General features: G+C 28.1%; 17 protein-coding genes and 3 pseudogenes. 4 read left to right on the top strand and 16 right to left on the bottom strand.

Features of this window, described 5'->3' with window-relative positions; translation table 11 throughout:
* Positions 1 to 76: 76 nt before the first annotated feature.
* Positions 77 to 766 carry a GTP cyclohydrolase I FolE gene (folE, locus tag N5A56_RS16560; protein WP_265724420.1) on the top strand — a complete coding sequence of 230 codons (690 nt, stop codon included), beginning with the start codon at positions 77 to 79 and terminating at the stop codon, positions 764 to 766.
* A 186-nt stretch (positions 767 to 952) separates the two neighbouring features.
* Here the strand turns inward: folE and N5A56_RS16555 are convergent, their stop codons facing one another.
* The 6 genes from N5A56_RS16555 to N5A56_RS16530 form a co-directional block, all read right to left on the bottom strand.
* Entirely contained in the window at positions 953 to 3169 is a 2217-nt protein-coding gene (locus N5A56_RS16555; RefSeq protein ID WP_265724421.1) for a M1 family metallopeptidase, read from the bottom strand.
* A gap of 166 nt (positions 3170 to 3335) precedes the next feature.
* Positions 3336 to 5444: a M1 family metallopeptidase gene (locus tag N5A56_RS16550; RefSeq protein WP_274270611.1), complete on the bottom strand. Its 2109-nt coding sequence runs from the start codon at positions 5442 to 5444 to the stop codon at positions 3336 to 3338.
* Between the two features lie 30 nt (positions 5445 to 5474).
* On the bottom strand, positions 5475 to 5972 hold the full coding sequence (locus tag N5A56_RS16545) for a DUF6702 family protein (RefSeq protein WP_265724422.1): 498 nt from the start codon (positions 5970 to 5972) through the stop codon (positions 5475 to 5477).
* A 129-nt stretch (positions 5973 to 6101) separates the two neighbouring features.
* Positions 6102 to 6464: a hypothetical protein gene (locus tag N5A56_RS16540; protein ID WP_274270610.1), complete on the bottom strand. Its 363-nt coding sequence runs from the start codon at positions 6462 to 6464 to the stop codon at positions 6102 to 6104.
* Between the two features lie 80 nt (positions 6465 to 6544).
* Positions 6545 to 6862, bottom strand: a complete 318-nt coding sequence (locus tag N5A56_RS16535) for a hypothetical protein (RefSeq protein ID WP_274270609.1) — start codon at positions 6860 to 6862, stop codon at positions 6545 to 6547.
* A 25-nt stretch (positions 6863 to 6887) separates the two neighbouring features.
* Positions 6888 to 7658, bottom strand: coding sequence for a carboxypeptidase-like regulatory domain-containing protein (locus N5A56_RS16530; protein WP_265724424.1), 771 nt, complete (start codon positions 7656 to 7658; stop codon positions 6888 to 6890).
* A gap of 138 nt (positions 7659 to 7796) precedes the next feature.
* On the opposite strand from N5A56_RS16530, the gene pepE reads away from it, so the two are divergent.
* Complete coding sequence (pepE, locus tag N5A56_RS16525) at positions 7797 to 8498, top strand: dipeptidase PepE (protein WP_265724425.1); 702 nt, start codon at positions 7797 to 7799, stop codon at positions 8496 to 8498.
* A 21-nt stretch (positions 8499 to 8519) separates the two neighbouring features.
* Here pepE and ribB read toward each other — a convergent pair whose 3' ends face one another.
* The 9 genes and pseudogenes from ribB to tpx form a co-directional block, all read right to left on the bottom strand.
* On the bottom strand, positions 8520 to 9665 hold the full coding sequence (ribB, locus tag N5A56_RS16520) for a 3,4-dihydroxy-2-butanone-4-phosphate synthase (RefSeq protein ID WP_265724426.1): 1146 nt from the start codon (positions 9663 to 9665) through the stop codon (positions 8520 to 8522).
* Positions 9666 to 9668: 3 nt separating this feature from the next.
* A complete protein-coding gene (locus tag N5A56_RS16515; protein WP_476445314.1) occupies positions 9669 to 10103 on the bottom strand; it encodes an LptF/LptG family permease in 435 nt (144 codons plus the stop codon).
* 59 nt (positions 10104 to 10162) lie between these two features.
* Entirely contained in the window at positions 10163 to 10408 is a 246-nt protein-coding gene (locus tag N5A56_RS16510; RefSeq protein ID WP_274270608.1) for a hypothetical protein, read from the bottom strand.
* Positions 10342 to 11100 carry an LptF/LptG family permease gene (locus N5A56_RS16505; protein ID WP_274270607.1) on the bottom strand — a complete coding sequence of 253 codons (759 nt, stop codon included), beginning with the start codon at positions 11098 to 11100 and terminating at the stop codon, positions 10342 to 10344. The genes N5A56_RS16510 and N5A56_RS16505 overlap by 67 nt, the downstream gene beginning before the upstream one ends.
* Before the next feature lie 61 nt (positions 11101 to 11161).
* The gene (lolA1, locus tag N5A56_RS16500) at positions 11162 to 11836 is read right to left on the bottom strand and encodes an outer membrane lipoprotein periplasmic chaperone LolA1 (protein WP_274270606.1); all 675 of its coding nucleotides are present in this window, start codon (positions 11834 to 11836) and stop codon (positions 11162 to 11164) included.
* Positions 11837 to 11855: 19 nt separating this feature from the next.
* Positions 11856 to 13502, bottom strand: a pseudogene (locus tag N5A56_RS16495) (DNA translocase FtsK); the annotation flags it as partial.
* Positions 13503 to 13805: 303 nt separating this feature from the next.
* A pseudogene (locus N5A56_RS17790) lies at positions 13806 to 14218 on the bottom strand (DNA translocase FtsK 4TM domain-containing protein); the annotation flags it as partial.
* Positions 14219 to 14366: 148 nt separating this feature from the next.
* Positions 14367 to 14747, bottom strand: coding sequence for a diacylglycerol kinase family protein (locus tag N5A56_RS16490; RefSeq protein ID WP_265724429.1), 381 nt, complete (start codon positions 14745 to 14747; stop codon positions 14367 to 14369).
* 1 nt (position 14748) lies between these two features.
* A pseudogene (gene tpx, locus N5A56_RS16485) lies at positions 14749 to 15245 on the bottom strand (thiol peroxidase).
* Positions 15246 to 15613: 368 nt separating this feature from the next.
* Between tpx and N5A56_RS16480 the strand changes: the two are divergent.
* Together N5A56_RS16480 and N5A56_RS16475 are read left to right on the top strand one after the other, a co-directional pair.
* Positions 15614 to 16951, top strand: a complete 1338-nt coding sequence (locus N5A56_RS16480; RefSeq protein WP_476445313.1) for an MATE family efflux transporter — start codon at positions 15614 to 15616, stop codon at positions 16949 to 16951.
* A gap of 99 nt (positions 16952 to 17050) precedes the next feature.
* A complete protein-coding gene (locus N5A56_RS16475) occupies positions 17051 to 17275 on the top strand; it encodes a hypothetical protein (protein ID WP_265726089.1) in 225 nt (74 codons plus the stop codon).
* A gap of 110 nt (positions 17276 to 17385) precedes the next feature.
* On the opposite strand, the gene N5A56_RS16470 is transcribed toward N5A56_RS16475, so the two are convergent.
* On the bottom strand, positions 17386 to 17904 hold the full coding sequence (locus N5A56_RS16470; protein WP_265724430.1) for an OmpH/Skp family outer membrane protein: 519 nt from the start codon (positions 17902 to 17904) through the stop codon (positions 17386 to 17388).
* Positions 17905 to 17945 lie beyond the last annotated feature (41 nt).

Below are 17945 nucleotides of genomic sequence, written 5' to 3'. Positions count from 1 at the left end.
AACATAACTATAATTGATACAAAAATTAAAATAATACGTTGCAAACACGTAAATTTGCACTTTAATATAGATTGAAATGTTTGAATTGAGCAGCAAAATGAATGAAGAAAGAAGTGAAGAAATAGGAGAAAATCATGTAGGTACATCTGCAAAAACTCCATTAAGAGCAGATGCTTTTGATATTTCTGATGAAGAAAAAATTAATAGAATCCAAGAAAGTGTTAAAGATATTTTAACCACTTTAGGAATGGATTTAACAGACGATAGTTTACAAGGTACTCCAAAAAGAGTAGCTAAATCTTTTGTAAATGAGATATTTATGGGATTAAATCCTGCAAATATGCCAAAAGCATCTACATTTGATAATAATTACAATTATGGCGAAATGTTGGTTGAGAAGAATATCGTTGTATATTCTACTTGCGAACATCATTTATTACCTATAATTGGTAGAGCACATGTTGCTTATATTTCTGATGGTAAGGTAATTGGTCTATCAAAAATGAATAGAATTGTAGAGTACTTTTCTAAAAGACCACAAGTGCAAGAACGTTTAACAATGCAAGTTGTACAAGCAATGCAAGAAGCATTAGGAGTAGAAGATGTAGCTTGTGTTATAGATGCAAAACATTTATGTGTTAACTCTAGAGGTATAAAAGACATAGAAAGTTCTACAGTTACAGCAGAATTTGGTGGTAAGTTTAAAGAAAAAGAAACAAAAAGAGAATTTTTAGATTATCTTAAAATGAATACTGATTTTGATTGATTCATAATAAGTGGTAAAAAATATATTTAAACCGTTTAGAGTTCTAGCTCTAAACGGTTTTTTTACAAAACTTAACAATTTTATAGTTTACAAGAAATAATTATCTTTTAACATATATTTAAAACTAAAAAAATCCGTTTAGAAAATATCTAAACGGATTTTAATTTGATGAATAAAATTAAAGGTTTATCCTTTTACTTTATTTTTGAATTTATCAAATTTATCAGCCTCTTTCTTTGGCCAGCTATTGTTAGAAGTATCTACATCTGCAGTTTCTAAGTCTGGATCAATCTTAATACTCTTAATTTCTTGAGTTGAAGCAAATACTCTTTTTGCAGAAGTATCGTTTTTCATCCAAATTTGAGCAGGGAAAGTTTGTCTTTCAGTTGTTCCATCAGCAAAAGTTAATTCAACAATTAATGGCATCACTAAACCTCCTGGTTTTTCAAACTCTACAGAATAAATAAAAGAAGGAATTTCTTTACCAGTAATATGGTTGTCTAATGCTTTTGCGTTTGCATCTTCTTTTTTGTCAGTAATATAAACAAGATCTCCTAAACCTTCAAAATAAGCTTTTGCTCTTGGGTTTGTTTTAATAATATCTTGTATTCTTTGACTTGGTTTGTCTGTAAGGTATAAAGGTTTTACTTTTTTAATTCCTATATCAGTTACATCTGTAGTGTAAAACCATCCTCTCCAAAACCAATCTAAATCCATACCAGAAGCATCTTCCATAGATCTAAAGAAATCTGCAGGTGTTGGGTGTTTAAACATCCATCTTTTAGAATACGTTCTAAACGCATGGTCAAATAATTCTGGTCCCATTATTGTTTGACGTAGCATATATAAACCAGCGGCTGGTTTTGTGTATGCATTTGGTCCAAATTGTTTTACATAATCTCCTTGAGACATAATTGGTGAAATATTATTTTGGTCTCCACCCATATAACGTACAATATCTTTTGGTAAGTTACCAGTGTTAAAGTTTGGATCATAATCCAACTCAGCTAAAATTTCTACAAATGAATTTAAACCTTCATCCATCCAAGTCCATTGTCTTTCATCAGAATTTACAATCATAGGAAAAAAGTTATGACCAACTTCATGTGTAATAACTCCAATCATACCATTTTTTACTCTATCAGAATAAGTTCCGTCTGCTTTAGGTCTTCCATAATTAAAACAAATCATTGGGTATTCCATACCTTGATTCTTAGCATGTACAGAAATAGCTTTAGAATAAGGATAATCGAAAGTTAATTTAGAATACTCTTCTAAAGTATTTGCAACAACTCTTGTAGAGTGCTCTTCCCACAGAGGATTTCCTTCTTTAGGATATAAAGATACTGCCATTTTTGTATTACCATTAATGTTTACAGCCATTGCATCCCAAATGTATTTTCTTGAAGAAGCCCAAGCAAAATCTCTAACATTTTTTGCTTTAAATTTCCATATTTTAGTATTTGTAGCACGACCTTTTTCAGCTTTTTCAGCTTCTGCTTGAGTAACAATCATTACTGGATTGTCAAAAGTTTTTCTTGCTTTTTCAAAACGCTTACGTTGTGTTTTAGTTAACACATCTTTTTCGTTTTGTAGTTCTCCAGTTGCATCTACAATATGATCTGCAGGTACAGTTAAGTTAACTTCATAATCTCCAAATTCTAAAGCCCATTCAGAACGCCCCCAGAATTGCATGTTTTGCCATCCTTCTACATTGTTGTAAACCGCTAATCTTGGAAAAAATTGAGCTATAGTGTAGTTATTATTTCCATCAGGAAAATCTTCAAAACCAGAACGTCCTCCATCTTTTACAGAGTTGTTAATTTTATAGTTCCATTTAATTCTAAATTTAAAAGTTTCACCTGGAGCAAGAGCTGTAGGTAAATTAACTCTCATCATTGTTCTGTTAATAAAGTGAGATAATGGATTTCCATTGCTTTCTACTTTTTCAATATTAAACCCAAAACCTTTACCTTCTTTCATGTAAGTGCTTTGAAATTTATCTGGTGTTAAAAAGGCAGAAGCTCCGGTAGAAGTAGCTAAAGGAGTTTTAGAATCATCTGCTCTCATGTTTTGATCTAACTGAACCCATAAGTATTCTAAGTTATCTTGAGAGTTGTTATGATATGTGATTTTTTCATCACCATAAATCATATTTGTACTTTCTTCTAAACGGATGTTCATAATATAATCAACTTTTTGTTGCGTATATTTATATCCAGGTGCTCCAGAAGCAGTATGTTGCTCATTTGGTGTTGCCAAAACGTCCTTCATTTGTCTGAATTTGTTTTGGTCTGTGTGTCCTTTTGGGGTTTCTTTTTTCTCTTCTTTTTTCTGCTCTTGTGCAAATGCAGTAGTAGCTACAAAAAATAAAGAAAACATTAGTAAACTGATTTTTTTCATTTGTTATGATTTGAATTAAAATGACGTCTAAATTAATAATAAGTAAGTTAATATGTTAAAGAATGTTAAAAATTTAACAAAGCTTTATCATTTTTATGTACACTAAATTTTAAATAAAAAAAGCAACATTTCTAAATGTTGCTTTCTTATAGTAAATAACTTTAAATTAACCTTTTATTTTCTTCTTAAATTTATCAAACTTATTCGCTTTTTCTCTTGGGAAACTGTTATTAGAAATATCAACATCTGCAGTTTCTAAATCTGGATCTAATTTAATACTTTCTATTTGTTTTGATGATGAAAATACTTTAGTTACTTCATTATCATTATATCTCCAAATTTGTGCAGGATATGTTTTTTTCTCTTTTGAGCCATCTTTGTAGGTAAACTCTACTATTATTGGCATAACTAAACCTCCTGGTTTATTGTAGGTTATTTCGTAGTGATATTTTTCTTGATTTTTTGTAAAACCTAAACCTTTAGAAGAATCTTCTATAAATTCTACTGAGTTTTCTACATTTTTGGTTGCGTATTTTTTTACTCCTTTAATACCAATATCTGTTACATCAGTTGTGTAAAACCAACCTCTCCAAAACCAATCTAAATCTAAACCAGATGCATCTTCCATAGTTCTAAAAAAGTCTGCAGGAGAAGGATGTTTAAACATCCATCTTTGAGAATATGTTTTAAAAGCATGGTCAAATAATTCTTTACCCATAATTGTTTCTCTCAAAATCCATAACGCAGTTGCAGGTTTACCATAGGCATTGTTTCCAAAACTATAAACATTATCTCCTTTAGACATTATTGGTGCTATTCTAGATTGATCTCCAGCCATATATCTTACAATATTTTTAGGATATCCTCTTGTAATTGGGAAATCTTTATCATAATCTAATTCTGCCAACATTTCCATATAAGAATTTAAACCTTCGTCCATCCAAGTCCATTGTCTTTCATCAGAATTTACAATCATTGGAAAAAAGTTATGACCAACTTCATGAATCGTTACTTTTATCATTCTATATTTTACTCTATCAGAATAGGTACCGTCTGCATTTGGTCTTCCAGGGTTAAAACAAATTTGCGGGTATTCCATTCCCATTTGCCCATCAACTGAAATTGCTTTGTGGTAAGGATAGTCAAAAGTATACTTTGAATAAGTTTTTAATGTTTGAGCTACTGCTCTTGTAGAGTGATCTCCATATAATGGATTTGCTTCTTTAGAATAAAGAGATTCTGCCATTACAGTTTTTCCGTTAATATTAACGGCCATTGCATCGAAAATGAATTTTCTTGAAGTTGCAAATGCATAATCACGTACGTTTTCTGCATAGAACCTCCATGTTTTACTACCAGAAGCTTTTGTTTTCTCAATTTTTTCTGCTTCTTTTTGTGTTCTTATTATTACAGGATTATCGAAAGTTTTTCTTGCCTTTTCAAATCTCTTCATTTCTTTTTTAGAAAATACTTCTTCTCTATTTTGTAAAATTCCAGTTGCTCCTAACATATGGTCTTCTGGTACCGTTATATTTACCGTAAAATCTCCAAATTCTAAAGCAAATTCACTTCTTCCCCAAAATTGGTCATTTTGCCAACCTTCAACGTTATCATACACACACATTCTTGGATAGAATTGTGCAATTACATAATTATTATTTCCATTTTCTGTAAAATGTTCATATCCAGATCTACCGCCTTGTGTTCTATGATTATTAATATTATACCACCAAGAAATATTGAATTTAAAAGTTGCTCCAGAAGCTAATGGTTGCGGTAAATTAATGCGCATCATTGTTTGGTTTATGGTATGCGATAATTTACTACCATCTGTATTGGTTACACTTGTAATTTTAAAACCACCATCGAAAGGAGTAGTAGGGAAACTTCTGTTAAACCTAACTTTGCTTAGTTTTTTTGGAATTTTACCAGAGCTAATATCTGGAGTTTTAGAGTCTGAAGCTCTCATGTTTTGGTCTAATTGAACCCATAAGTATGCTAAATCGTCTTTAGAATTATTATGATAAGTAATTGTTTCTGAACCTGTAATTTTTGTTTTTTCATCATCTAAAATGATGTCCATAACATAATCTACTTTTTGTTGAGTGTACTCTTTACCAGGTGCTCCAGATGCTGTTCTTTCTAAATTTGGAGTTGGTAATTCTTGTTTTAGTTGTCTAAACTTATTTTCGTTTTTGTGCCCTTGTTTTGTTTTTTGTGCAAATGAATTTGCAACAAAAACTAGAGAGAAAAGTAAGATTCCTAGTTTTTTCATAAGTGTTTGATTATTTGAATTTACTGATTATTAATATTTTAATTTCCCATAACTTTCATCTTTGGTTAGTAAGATACTTTTATGTTTTTTACCAATTTTAGATTTTATTAAGTTTTGTTGATTAGGAAAATGATTTGTAAGAATTGTATTTGTAACTTCTATAGTATTTACCTTATTTATGTTTTCTAATTCAAGATAAAAATAGACTAAATCGCCATCATATTCTTTACCAATGTAAATATATTCTTTAGCAACTCCATCTATTTTAAAAGCTAATTTTTCTTTTAAGTACTTTTTAAAATAGACATCGTTATTTTTTAATTCTTCTTTAGTAGTTAACTGCAAATTTATATTATAATCTTTATTTAATGCAGTTTCTATATCGTCCATAAAAACATTTATAATAATTTGAACCGATTTAGTTTCACTCTTAAAATTAATTTGAGTTAAGCTTAAGTAATATTTATGAGCAGAAAAAGAGAAGAGTGGTACTATAAATAAAAGTAAAAAAGTATGTTTAAATTTCATGTATTCTAAAAAAATCAATTATTGAGCCAAATTACTCATTTTTTATTATTTTTTGGTAACTGATAGATTCTCTTCTTAAAATTTTTATAACCTCTAAAAGATTCCCATTTTTATGTAAATCTTCGATTCCTAATGGATTGCAATATTCGAGAAAATGAAAATATTTATCAACAGGAATTTTAAGTGTATCAAAAAAGAATTTTTCTCCAAGTTCAGAAAGTATTTTGTAAGGAAAAGCTTTTTTTGTGCTAAATCTCTTCGTAATGCCCATAAACGTTCTGAGTCTTTAAAAGGAATAACAGCAGAACTTCCAACGCCCGCAAACCTGCTACTAGGGTCTACATTGTTTATTGGTGGCTTCGCTTTAATATTTTCATCAATTGTTAAATCTTTTTTTGAGAAATCTATATTAGAGAAATCTAAAACACCTCTTAATGTTTTTTCTTTTTTATCTATAGGAACAGATTTAGAATCTATACCTAAACGTCCCATTAAATTATGTCTTTTTAATTCAAATTCATCCAGTTGATAGACATTTGTTTTTAATTGAATGTCTAACTTTTTATTAAGAATTATATCTTTTGTAATAAAAATTTTTTTGAGATATGCTGTATAGAAGAGACACTTATAGAATCGCCCTCTGAAACAAAAATTCTAAATAATCCTAAATCGCTAGAAAAAGTACCTTGTTTAGTGTTTAAGTTGATAATATTTGCGTTTTTTACAATTCCTAAAGAGTCTAGAATTGTACCAATAATTATTTTGTTTTTTTCTTGAGAAAAACTACTAGAAGTACTGATAAAAAAAGAAATAAAGTAAGTAGTTTTTTTACCATACAGTGTTATTGTTGTTTCACAAATTAAAGATATTATCTCTAATAAATAGTACAATTTATTTTAAACTTCTGTTAAAAATTTACTTTATAGATATTAAAACACTATCCGTTTTAATTTTTTGAGGAAACTTTTTGCTCTCATCAATTAAGATTTTTGTTAGTCTTATATTTTCGTTTCTATTAAAATAAGAAACAATGTTTTTCTTAAAACAATAATTTAAAAAAGGGTTTATATTTTCTTTATTAATTTTTAAATCTGTGATAAAAAAATCATCTGTAAAATGTTTTCTAATTTTATTAAGTGAAGAATCCTCAAGTTTTGCTTTTTTTAGTTCTTTTATTCTTTTTTTATTACCATTTAAAGAATTGATTAAGTTATCTAAACTTACTACACCACCAGATCTAAGTTTTACGATAGAAGTATTTTGTTTTGGAATAGTATTTACATAGGGTAATTTTAGTGTGGCTGCATTTACAGTTGATGGAGGCATTAATTCAGGATCTACATAAAAAATACTTCTAGGTTTACCAATTACAATTTCATCTAATGCATATGTTTTTTCTACAAGTGTTATTTCTAAACTATTTTTAGTGATTATTTTTTTTGTTATAGCTACTAATTTTTCTTCGAGATTAATATGAGTAAAATGTAAAGTATCTCCTAATGATGCAGAAATATCGAACACACCATTTTTATTTGTTATGGTACCAATATTAGTATTCTTATTTACAATATGTACATCTGAAACAGCAATGTTATCAAAAACAACTTTTCCTGTTATCGTTTTTTCTACTTGAGCATAAGTGGCAGAAATAAAAAGTAATAGACAATTAACTAGTTGTTTTTTCATGCTGACAAAGAAAAGAGTAGTAAGTCTTAAAAATCTATTAACAGTCTTGTAAATTTTTGTTAAACGAATGTTTTAGTTTCATTTTTAAGATTCTTTTAAGAAGTTTTAGTTCTCATAAAAAACAATTATTTTTGAAGTATGAAGAAAATGATTATTGCCAGTACATCTACAATTCATGGTAGCAGATACTTAGAGTATTTATTACCAACATTAGCCGTCTTTTTTAAGAATGTAAAAACGATTCTTTTTATTCCATATGCAAGACCTAGTGGAATTTCCTATGATGATTATACTAAAATTGCGAAAAAAGCATTTATTAAAATTAATATTGATGTGAAAGGGATTCATGAATTTAAAAAACCAAAAGATGCTATAGAAAAAGCAGAGGCTATTTTTACTGGAGGAGGAAATACTTTTGAGCTTGTAAATCAATTGTATAAAAACAATTTAATTTCTACTTTGAAAGAGGTTCTAGAAAAAGGAACTCCATATTTGGGTACAAGTGCAGGAAGTAATATTTGTGGGATTAATATGAAAAACACCAATGATATGCCCATTGTGTATCCGCCTAGTTTTACAACCTTAGGTTGTATTCCGTTTAATATAAATGCACATTATTTAGATCCTATTCATGGTTCTACCCATATGGGAGAAACCCGAGCAACAAGAATAAAAGAGTTTCATATTTTTAATGAAACACCAGTTTTAGGTTTGCGAGAAGGAAGTTGGTTAGAAGTTTTAAACAATAAAGTAATTTTAAATGGAAAACTTACAGCAAGATTATTTTTACAAAACAACGATGCTGTAGAATTAGAAAGTGGGGTAGAAGTAAGGTTATAGTTTTATATTAATTCTAAAATATTAATAAGTAACGTAATCTACTATTTCTAAACCATAACCAATCATACCCACTCTTTTTGTTTGTTGCGTATTAGTTATTAGTTTTAATTTACTAATATTTAAATCATGTAAAATTTGAGCTCCAATTCCAAAATCTCTTTGATCCATAGCAATTGAAGGGGCTTTTATTTCTCCATTTTTCTGACTCTCTTTAAGAAAAGATAATCTACTTAATAAATTTTTAGATTGATTTGTTTGATTGATAAATAAGATTGCACCCTTACCTTCGTCATTTACCACCTTAAACATTTGATCTAGTTTTTTATCTGCATTATTGGTTAGTGTACCAAGAATATCATTATTAACAAGTGTAGAGTTTACTCTTGTTAAAACACTCTCATTATTTGTCCAAGCACCTTTTGTTAAAGCAATGTGTATTTGTTTATTAGTAGTTTGCTCATAAGCTCTTAGTCTAAAGCTTCCAAAACGAGTTTCAATTTCAAAATCCTCTTTCTTTTCAATCAAAGAATCATGTTCCATTCTATAGGCAACTAAATCTTCTATAGAAACAATTTTAATATCGAATTTTTTAGCAACTTTCAGCAGTTCTGGTAAACGTGCCATAGAACCATCTTCATTCATAATTTCAACAATTACTCCTGCTGGTTTTAAACCCGCTAATCTTGCAAAGTCTATAGCAGCTTCTGTGTGGCCTGTTCTTCTTAAAACACCTCCTTCTTTAGCTCTTAATGGAAAAATATGACCTGGTCTTGCTAAATCAAATGGTTTAGTATCTGCATCAACCAATGCTTGTATTGTTAAAGACCTATCTGATGCAGAAATACCTGTTGTAACACCTTTACCACGTAAATCTACAGACACAGTAAAACCCGTTTCCATAGGATCTGTATTATTATTAACCATCATGTTTAACTCCAATTCTTTACAACGATTTTCGGTAAGAGGAGCACAGATTAACCCACGACCATGAGTAGCCATAAAATTAATCATTTCTGGAGTCGTTTTTTCTGCAGCTGCTAAAAAATCACCTTCGTTTTCACGGTTTTCGTCATCAACAACAATGATAACTTTACCATTTCTAATATCGTTTATTGCTTCTTCAATTGAATGTAATTGAGTTCTTTTTTGTGAAGTATTAGTTGTCATAATTTATTTACCTTTTTTAGGTATAATTTTTTTGAAAAAATTAGTGATTGGTTGAAGAAAAGAACTAATATTAAATAATCCTTTGTCTTTAGTAGCTCTTCTTGTTAATAAAATTGCGATAGGAACCATAATTATAGCTGAAACCCAAGATCCTAAAAATGCTGTTATAGAACTTTCTTCGGCTAAGTTTTTGCCAAATGTATTTGCAAAGAAATACATTACATAAATAGCAATTGCTAAAATCATTGGCAACCCGAAACCTCCTTTTCTTATTATAGAGCCTAAAGGAGCTCCAATAAAAAATAAGATAATACAAGATAAAGAAAATGCTATTCTATTATAATATTCTGTATCGTAAAAATTAAGTATTTTTCTTCTCCATTTAATAGAACTATTGTTGTTTTTTAAAGTGTTTACAACTCTACCAGTTTTAGTAATTGCAGAATTTAAAATTGAAATTTTCTCGTTAATTTTAAAGTTTTCTAGTGTAATACTATCTATTTTTTTGCCTTTAAAGAGTCTGGATATTCATATAAAGTTTTAGCATTTGTACTTATAAAAATATTTTTAGATCTTAAGCTAAGAACTTCGTAATAAGTGTTTTTTAATTTTGGTATTGTGTCTTTTATTTCTTTTAATCGATACATCATTGGATACCCTTTGCTCATAGTAGTATCTATAGAGGCATCTCCAATGTCAATATTAAATTCGTATTCTTTAAACGTGGCACTAGATGCAGCCATTTTTTTCTTTTAGCTGCTGTTCTGGCAGATTTTACATGCTCTTCATAATAATTTCCATCATAAAGTATAAAGGTCATATATCTACTCCCTTCTTCAGAAAGTATTTTACCTCTTTCTGCAGTTATAACTTTTTGATTTCCTCTATTACTAGTTAGATCATAAATTAAAACATTTTTTAAAAGGTTTTTATCTTCACCATACTTTTCATCAAACTTTATTTGATAACCAGGTAAATCGGCATTAAAACTACCAGGAATAAGTGCCATAGCTGGTTGCTTATTTTTAATATTCCTTTTTAAATTTATTTGTTCATATACTGCATACGGATACACGTTATTTAGAAATAAAAAATTAAGAATACTTAAAAAAATAGCCAAAATACCAAGAGGTCGTACTAATCTTTGTAAAGAAATTCCTGCAGATTTTGCTGCGGCAAACTCATAGTTTTCACCAAGATTACCTAATGCCATTATAGAAGATAACAAGACACCAATTGGTAATGCCTGTGGTATAATCATTAAAGTAGTATAATATAAAAACTTTAGTATAAAAATAAAGCTAATTCCTTTACCAGCTATACTTTCAAAAACCTGCCATAAAGTTTGCATTACCAATACAAAAAGGACAATAAGAAATGTAGCTATAAAAGGCCTAAAAAAACTTTTTAAGATGTATTTATCTAAAATTTTCATAAAAAGCAAAAATAGTATCTTAAAAATTAAGATGCTACTAATTTTCTGTTAATTGAATGAATTAATCAATAGTAAAATTCTGACTTAAATACTTTTGTTTATCAAACTTAAAAAGGTTGTCAGATAATGTTTGATTACTTTTAAATTTAGTAATTGTAAATGTAGTTTTAGATGTATTAGATCCGGTTTGAATTAATTTAAAAATATGTTTTGTTTTTGCATCAATACCTAATTCAACTTTTACAATATCTGAGTTGCTATCTATAGGGTTTAAAGTTACAAATTGAATTTTTCTCCCATTTAAGTTTGTTAGTTCACCCATTTCAAAATTGTAGCCTTCTTTGTAAAAAGTTAATAATTTAGAAGGGTAAATAAAACCATCATCTCCTTCTAAATCTCCTTCAGTAATTGAAATTTCTTTTTCTTCATTATTAATTATGTATAGCTTTTTACTATCATAAATAAATTTATTTCCTAAATAGTTAAGGCTATATTTTTCTCCTTGAATATTTATTTCTCCTCTTATTGGTGGTTCATCACCTTCTTTAATACCAGCATCTTCATTACTTAATGTTTGGCTAAAACCTAAATACATATTCTTATAAGCTCCCATTTTAGTAGAAACTTCATCTAATAAAGATTTTGCTTCTTTTGAACTTTGAGAAAATGTAATTGTTGATATACATAAGCTTAAAAATAATATTGATACTTTTTTCATGTTTTTTATTCTTATCATCTAAAACTTTGTTAAGATGTTATTGTTTTTTTTCGTTTTCTAATAATTGTTCTAGAGTTATAAAATCTGGAACTAATACCTGTCTTGCTTTACTTCCCTCAAATCCACCTACAATACCTGCTGCTTCTAATTGGTCTATTAATCTACCAGCTCTATTATAACCTAGTTTTAATTTTCTTTGTAATAAAGAAGCAGAGCCTTGTTGTGCTGTTACTATTATTTCTGCCGCTTCTTTAAATAATTTATCTCTATCTGCAATGTCTATATCAATACTTGTGCCACTTTCGTCATCTACATATTCTGGTAATAAATATGCTTCTGAATAGGCTTTTTGAGAACCAATAAAATCAGTAATTTTTTCAACCTCTGGAGTATCTACAAATGCACATTGAATTCTATTTAAATTATTTCCAGCTGTATAAAGTAAATCTCCACGACCAATTAATTGATCTGCTCCGCCTGCATCTAAAATAGTTCTAGAATCTATTTTAGAAGTTACTCTAAACGCAATTCTTGCAGGGAAATTAGCCTTTATAATACCTGTAATTACATTAACAGAAGGTCTTTGTGTAGCTACAATTAAATGAATACCAATAGCTCTAGCTAACTGAGCTAAACGTGCAATAGGAGTTTCTACTTCCTTACCAGCAGTCATAATTAAATCTGCAAATTCATCAATAACTAAAACAATATATGGTAAGAATTGATGCCCATCATTCGGGTTTAATTTTCGTTTTTTAAACTTAGTATTATATTCTTTTATATTACGAACCATTGCAGCTTTAAGTAAGTCGTAACGATTATCCATTTCAATACACAAAGAGTTTAATGTATGTACAACTTTAGTTGTATCTGTAATAATTGCTTCTTCTACATCGGGTAGTTTTGCTAAATAATGACGTTCAATTTTATTAAATAATGTTAATTCTACTTTTTTAGGATCGACTAAAATAAATTTTACTTCAGCTGGATGTTTTTTATATAAAATTGATGTTAATACAGCATTTAGACCTACTGATTTACCTTGACCAGTTGCTCCTGCCATTAATAAGTGTGGCATTTTTGCTAAATCAACTACAAAAGTTTCATTAGAAATTGTTTTACCTAAAGCAATTGGTAATTCCATTTGAGATTCTTGAAATTTCTTTGAAGAAATAACTGAATGCATAGATACAATAGTAGATTTTTGATTTGGAACTTCTATACCAATTGTACCTTTTCCTGGAATTGGCGCAATAATTCTAATACCTAAAGCAGATAAAGAAAGTGCAATATCATCTTCTAAATTTTTAATTTTAGAAATTCTTATACCAGCTTCTGGTACTATTTCATACAAAGTAATTGTAGGACCAACAGTAGCTTTAATTTCTGCAATACCAATCTTATAATTTTTAAGAGTTTCTACAATTCTATTTTTATTTGCTTCTAACTCTTCTGGATCAATAGAAATACTATCGTTGTATTTTTTTAATAAGTTAAAAGTAGGAAACTTAAAATTTGATAACTCTAATGTTGGATCAAACTCTCCAAAGTCTTTTAAAATTTTGTCAGATAAATTTTCTTTTGAGTGTTCTTCTTCTTCAATTTCTTCAACATCAATTTCTACTTCTTCAGTATTGATAGTTATTTCCATTGGTTTTTTCTCTATAGAATCTGTTATAGTTTCTTGAGATACTTTTAAATTTATTTCCTCTTTTTTTGCACTTACATCTGAATGTTTAGAAATAGTGGGTTGTAAGTTTTCTAAAGATAATTCAACAGCAGATTTTTCTTTTTTCTCAGGGTTAACAGTTTTAGAATTCGTTTCTTTAGATATAACAGAATCAGAGTCTTTACTCGAGACATCAAATATGTTTTTTTGCTCTTCAAGTTCTATCCTAGCTGCTTCTCTTTCTAACTTTCTTTCCTTCATTTTTTCAATAAACGCATCAAAAGTTACTCTGTATTTAATTACTAAATAGCAGATTAATAAAAAGATTAAAACAATTGTTAAACCTGTTTTACCAATAAAAGTTTGTAAATAATTATTTACTTCAAACCCAACAACACCAGATAAAAGTGCGTACTTTTTATTTAAAAAACCAAATACAATAGAAATCCAAAGCATTGAAATTAAGCTCCAGTTCCATGAAAGAATAATTTTAGATAATTTTTTTGAATTAAAATGTAAAATCCGGTTTTAAAAACCTGAATTGAAATTATAAATGCGGCAAGTCCAAAACCTTCGTAAATAAAGAAATGACTAATATTTGCTCCAATTTTACCTAATAAGTTTTTACTTCTTATTGTTTTGTCTGATAAATAATTTAGTGTACTCTGATCTTCTTGCCAATTAAAGAAAAACGAAATAAAAGCAATGCATAAAAAAACAGAAAACAACATTAAAAATGTTGCAAATATTGTTTTTGCTTGTCTTGTTTTTAAAAAAGATAAAAAACTTAATTTTTCTTCTTTTTGAACAGGAGTTTTTTTGATGCTTGTTTTTTTTGTCATTAAATTTAAAAATTCTTTTGGTATTGATTATCTCTTATTAAAATAAGACTAGTATTTTTGGTACATAAATTATACCAACAATAATTAAAGAAATAAAAGCAGCAAAACTAGGTGCACCTGCTGCAATATCTTTAATTAATCCAATTTTTTCATGGTATTCTGGATGTATAAAGTCTGCTACTTCTTCAATTGCTGTATTTGCAGCTTCTGCAACTAATACCAATCCAATAGCTAGAACTTGAATAGCCCATTCTGTACCCGAAATATCGAAATAAAACCCTAAAATTGTAGCTATAAAAGCAAAAAATAACTGCGCTTTAATACTATCTTCAGTAGTTATTAAAATCCACATACCTTTTAAAGCAAATTTTACACTTTTAACTCTACCAATAAAAAAACCATCTTTAGTATTTTTCATATTATAAAGCTTTTAAAGCAGCTTCATAATTAGGTTCGTCTACAATTTCAGAAATCTGTTCGTTATAAACAATATTTCCGTTTTCATCAATTATTACAATTGCTCTAGAGTGTAAGTTGGCTAGTGGTCCGTTTACAATTTCTAATTCATAATCTTTACCAAATTCACCAGTAGCAAAATCAGAAAGCATTACAACATTTTCAATTCCTTCTGCACCACAAAAACGAGCTTGCGCAAAAGGTAAATCTCTAGAAATACATAAAACAACAGTATTTTCTAATTCTGAGGCTTTTTTATTAAATTCTCTAACAGATGTAGCGCACGTTCCAGTATCTACACTTGGAAAAATGTTTAAAATTATTTTTTTCCAGAAAAATCTACTAAAGTTTTTTTAGATAAATCTACAGCTGTAAGATTAAAATCTTTAGCTTTAGTACCTTTATTAGGTAGGTTACCAATTGTATTTATTGCATTTCCTTTTAGAGTAATATCTGCCATTTTATTTTTTTTATTTTTATCAAAAATAAGATAAAAAAGAAAAACTCTTTGTATAAATAAGTAGTTTTTGCAATTGCTTATTAACAAAATAACTGATTGACTTTTAAGGTTTTAAAACAACAGTCGTCTTAACTTCTTAATAAGTAAAATAAAAATTATAAATTATTAATAATAACATTTTCTTAATTTAAGATATATTGAAGTATTATATTTATGAAATTATAAATTTCACTTGCTTTTAATTAGTAAAATAACATTCTTTAGGTTTTCAAATTTGTATTTTTGCCAACGGAAAATTTATAATTAAAGTGAATATTAAACAATATACTTCAGAATTTAAATACAATTGGAAACTTGCAGCACCTGTTATGTTAGGTATGTTAGGACATACATTTGTTTCTTTTGTAGATAATATTATGGTAGGGCAAATTGGAACAGCAGAATTAGCTGCGGTTTCTTTGGGTAATAGTTTTATGTTTATTGCTATGTCTATTGGTATTGGTTTTTCTACTGCTATAACACCCTTAATTGCAGAAGCAGATTCATCAAATAATTTACAACAAGCTAGATCTACTTATAAACACGGGTTATTTTTGTGTACTTCTTTAGGTGTTTTATTATTCCTTTTAGTGTTTTTATCAAAACCTCTTATGTATTTAATGAAACAACCAGAAGAAGTTGTAGCCTTAGCAATTCCTTATCTTAATTTAGTTGCTTTTTCATTAATTCCATTAGTTATTTTCCAAGCTATTAAACAATTTAGCGATGGTATGTCTATGACAAAATACCCTATGTATGCTACACTTATTGCTAATATTGTGAATGTAGTTTTAAATTACATTTTAATTTTTGGAAAATTTGGATTTCCGGAAATGGGAATTGTTGGTGCAGCCTACGGTACGTTAATTTCAAGAGTAATTATGGTTGTTTACTTAGCAATATTATTGCGTTATAAAAAACGATCTGCACAAATTGTTAAGAATATAAAATTCTTTGTGCTAGATGTTTTAATGATAAAAAAAATAATTAATATTGGATCACTAAGTGCTATGCAAATGTTTTTTGAAGTTGCAATTTTTACTTCTGCGATATGGTTAAGTGGTTTATTGGGTAAAAACCCACAAGCAGCAAATCAAATAGCTTTAAATTTATCATCTATGACCTTTATGGTTGCAATGGGTTTAAGTGTGGCTTCAATGATTAGAGTAGGAAACCAAAAAGGATTGCAAAATTTTAAAGAGTTAAGAAGAATCGCTTTTTCTATCTTTTTTTTAGGGTTAATATTAGCAGTAATTTTTGCTTTAGTATTCTTTATTTTTCATAAAGTAATGCCAACAATTTATGTTGATTTAAGTGATAAAGTTAATTATGTAGATAATATGGAAGTACTTTCTATTGCTTCTCAATTATTAATTGCTGCTGCTTTTTTCCAAATTTCTGATAGTATACAAGTAGTTGTACTTGGTGCTTTAAGAGGTTTACAAGATGTTAAAATACCAACATTTCTTACTTTTATTTCTTATTGGGTTGTCGGTTTTCCTGTTTCTTATTTTTTAGGTAAAGAAGAAATGTATGGTAGTTTTGGTATTTGGTTAGGTTTATTAGCAGGTTTAACTACTGCATCAATTTTATTATTTATTAGATTTAATTCTTTAACTTTAAAATTAATAAAAGATAAAGAAAACATTAAACTCGAAATTAACTAATTAAATTTATAAAGAGAAACTTGCTCTTAAAAAAAGAAAATAATAATTTCATTTTCTCATAATAAAACATGAGTAAATGAACTAAATAAAACAAATATGATGGAATTACCTAAGTTTTTATTAGCAGATAACAGCAATTATCCAGACGATATTTTTGTATTACATACAGAATTCCCACGTTTTATAATTAATTTAAAAGACGATGAAATTGAATGGTTTGAAGATTTGACTGGAGAAAAAGAAGAAGATATAGCAACAGAATTAGCAGATTTAATGGATAAAGCTGGTGAGTTTTATGATGCTGAAATGAAAGATTTAGAATAAAGTTATTCTAGACTTTAATATTAGCTAAAACAAGTAAATTGGATTGTAATAATATACAATTACATAAAAAAACTCGCAATAAGCGAGTTTTTTTATGTAATTAAAAGAATCTATTTTTTAACTTCTGGTTCTTTTACACCTAATTTATTCATTACTAATTTAGTTATATCAAACTTTTCGTCGATGTAAACAAACTGATTTCCTGTAGAAGTTAATACTTGAGTATAACCTTGCTCTTTTGCAACTTGATTTATTGCATCGCCTAATTTTTTATATAAAGGGCGCATTAATTCATCTTGTTTTAATTGCATTAATTTATTTCCGTTGTCTTTATATTTTTTGATGTCTAGTTCTAATGCAGAAATTTCTGATACTTTAGTCTTTTTTAGAGCTTCGTCCATCTCTTTTTCACTTTTCCTAAAAGCATCTACTTTAGTTTTAAAATTTTGAGCTTTAATATCAAACAATGAGTCTAATTTTGCTCCATAAGCTTTTGCTCTATTATAAACTATTTGAGATTCTGGCATTAGGCTCATAATATAATCACTATTTATGGTACCAACTTTAGTTTGTGCTAAAGAAATAGTACTTAAAAATGTAATAAAAAGAATTGTAATTTTTGATTTCATGGATATAGTTTTTGTGGCGCAAATATATAAAAGCTAAGTTA

The organism is Polaribacter ponticola, from assembly GCF_026191475.2.
Classification (GTDB): domain Bacteria; phylum Bacteroidota; class Bacteroidia; order Flavobacteriales; family Flavobacteriaceae; genus Polaribacter; species Polaribacter ponticola.
Note: the sequence above shows the minus strand (reverse complement) of the source record. Positions and strands in the feature narration are given on the sequence as shown.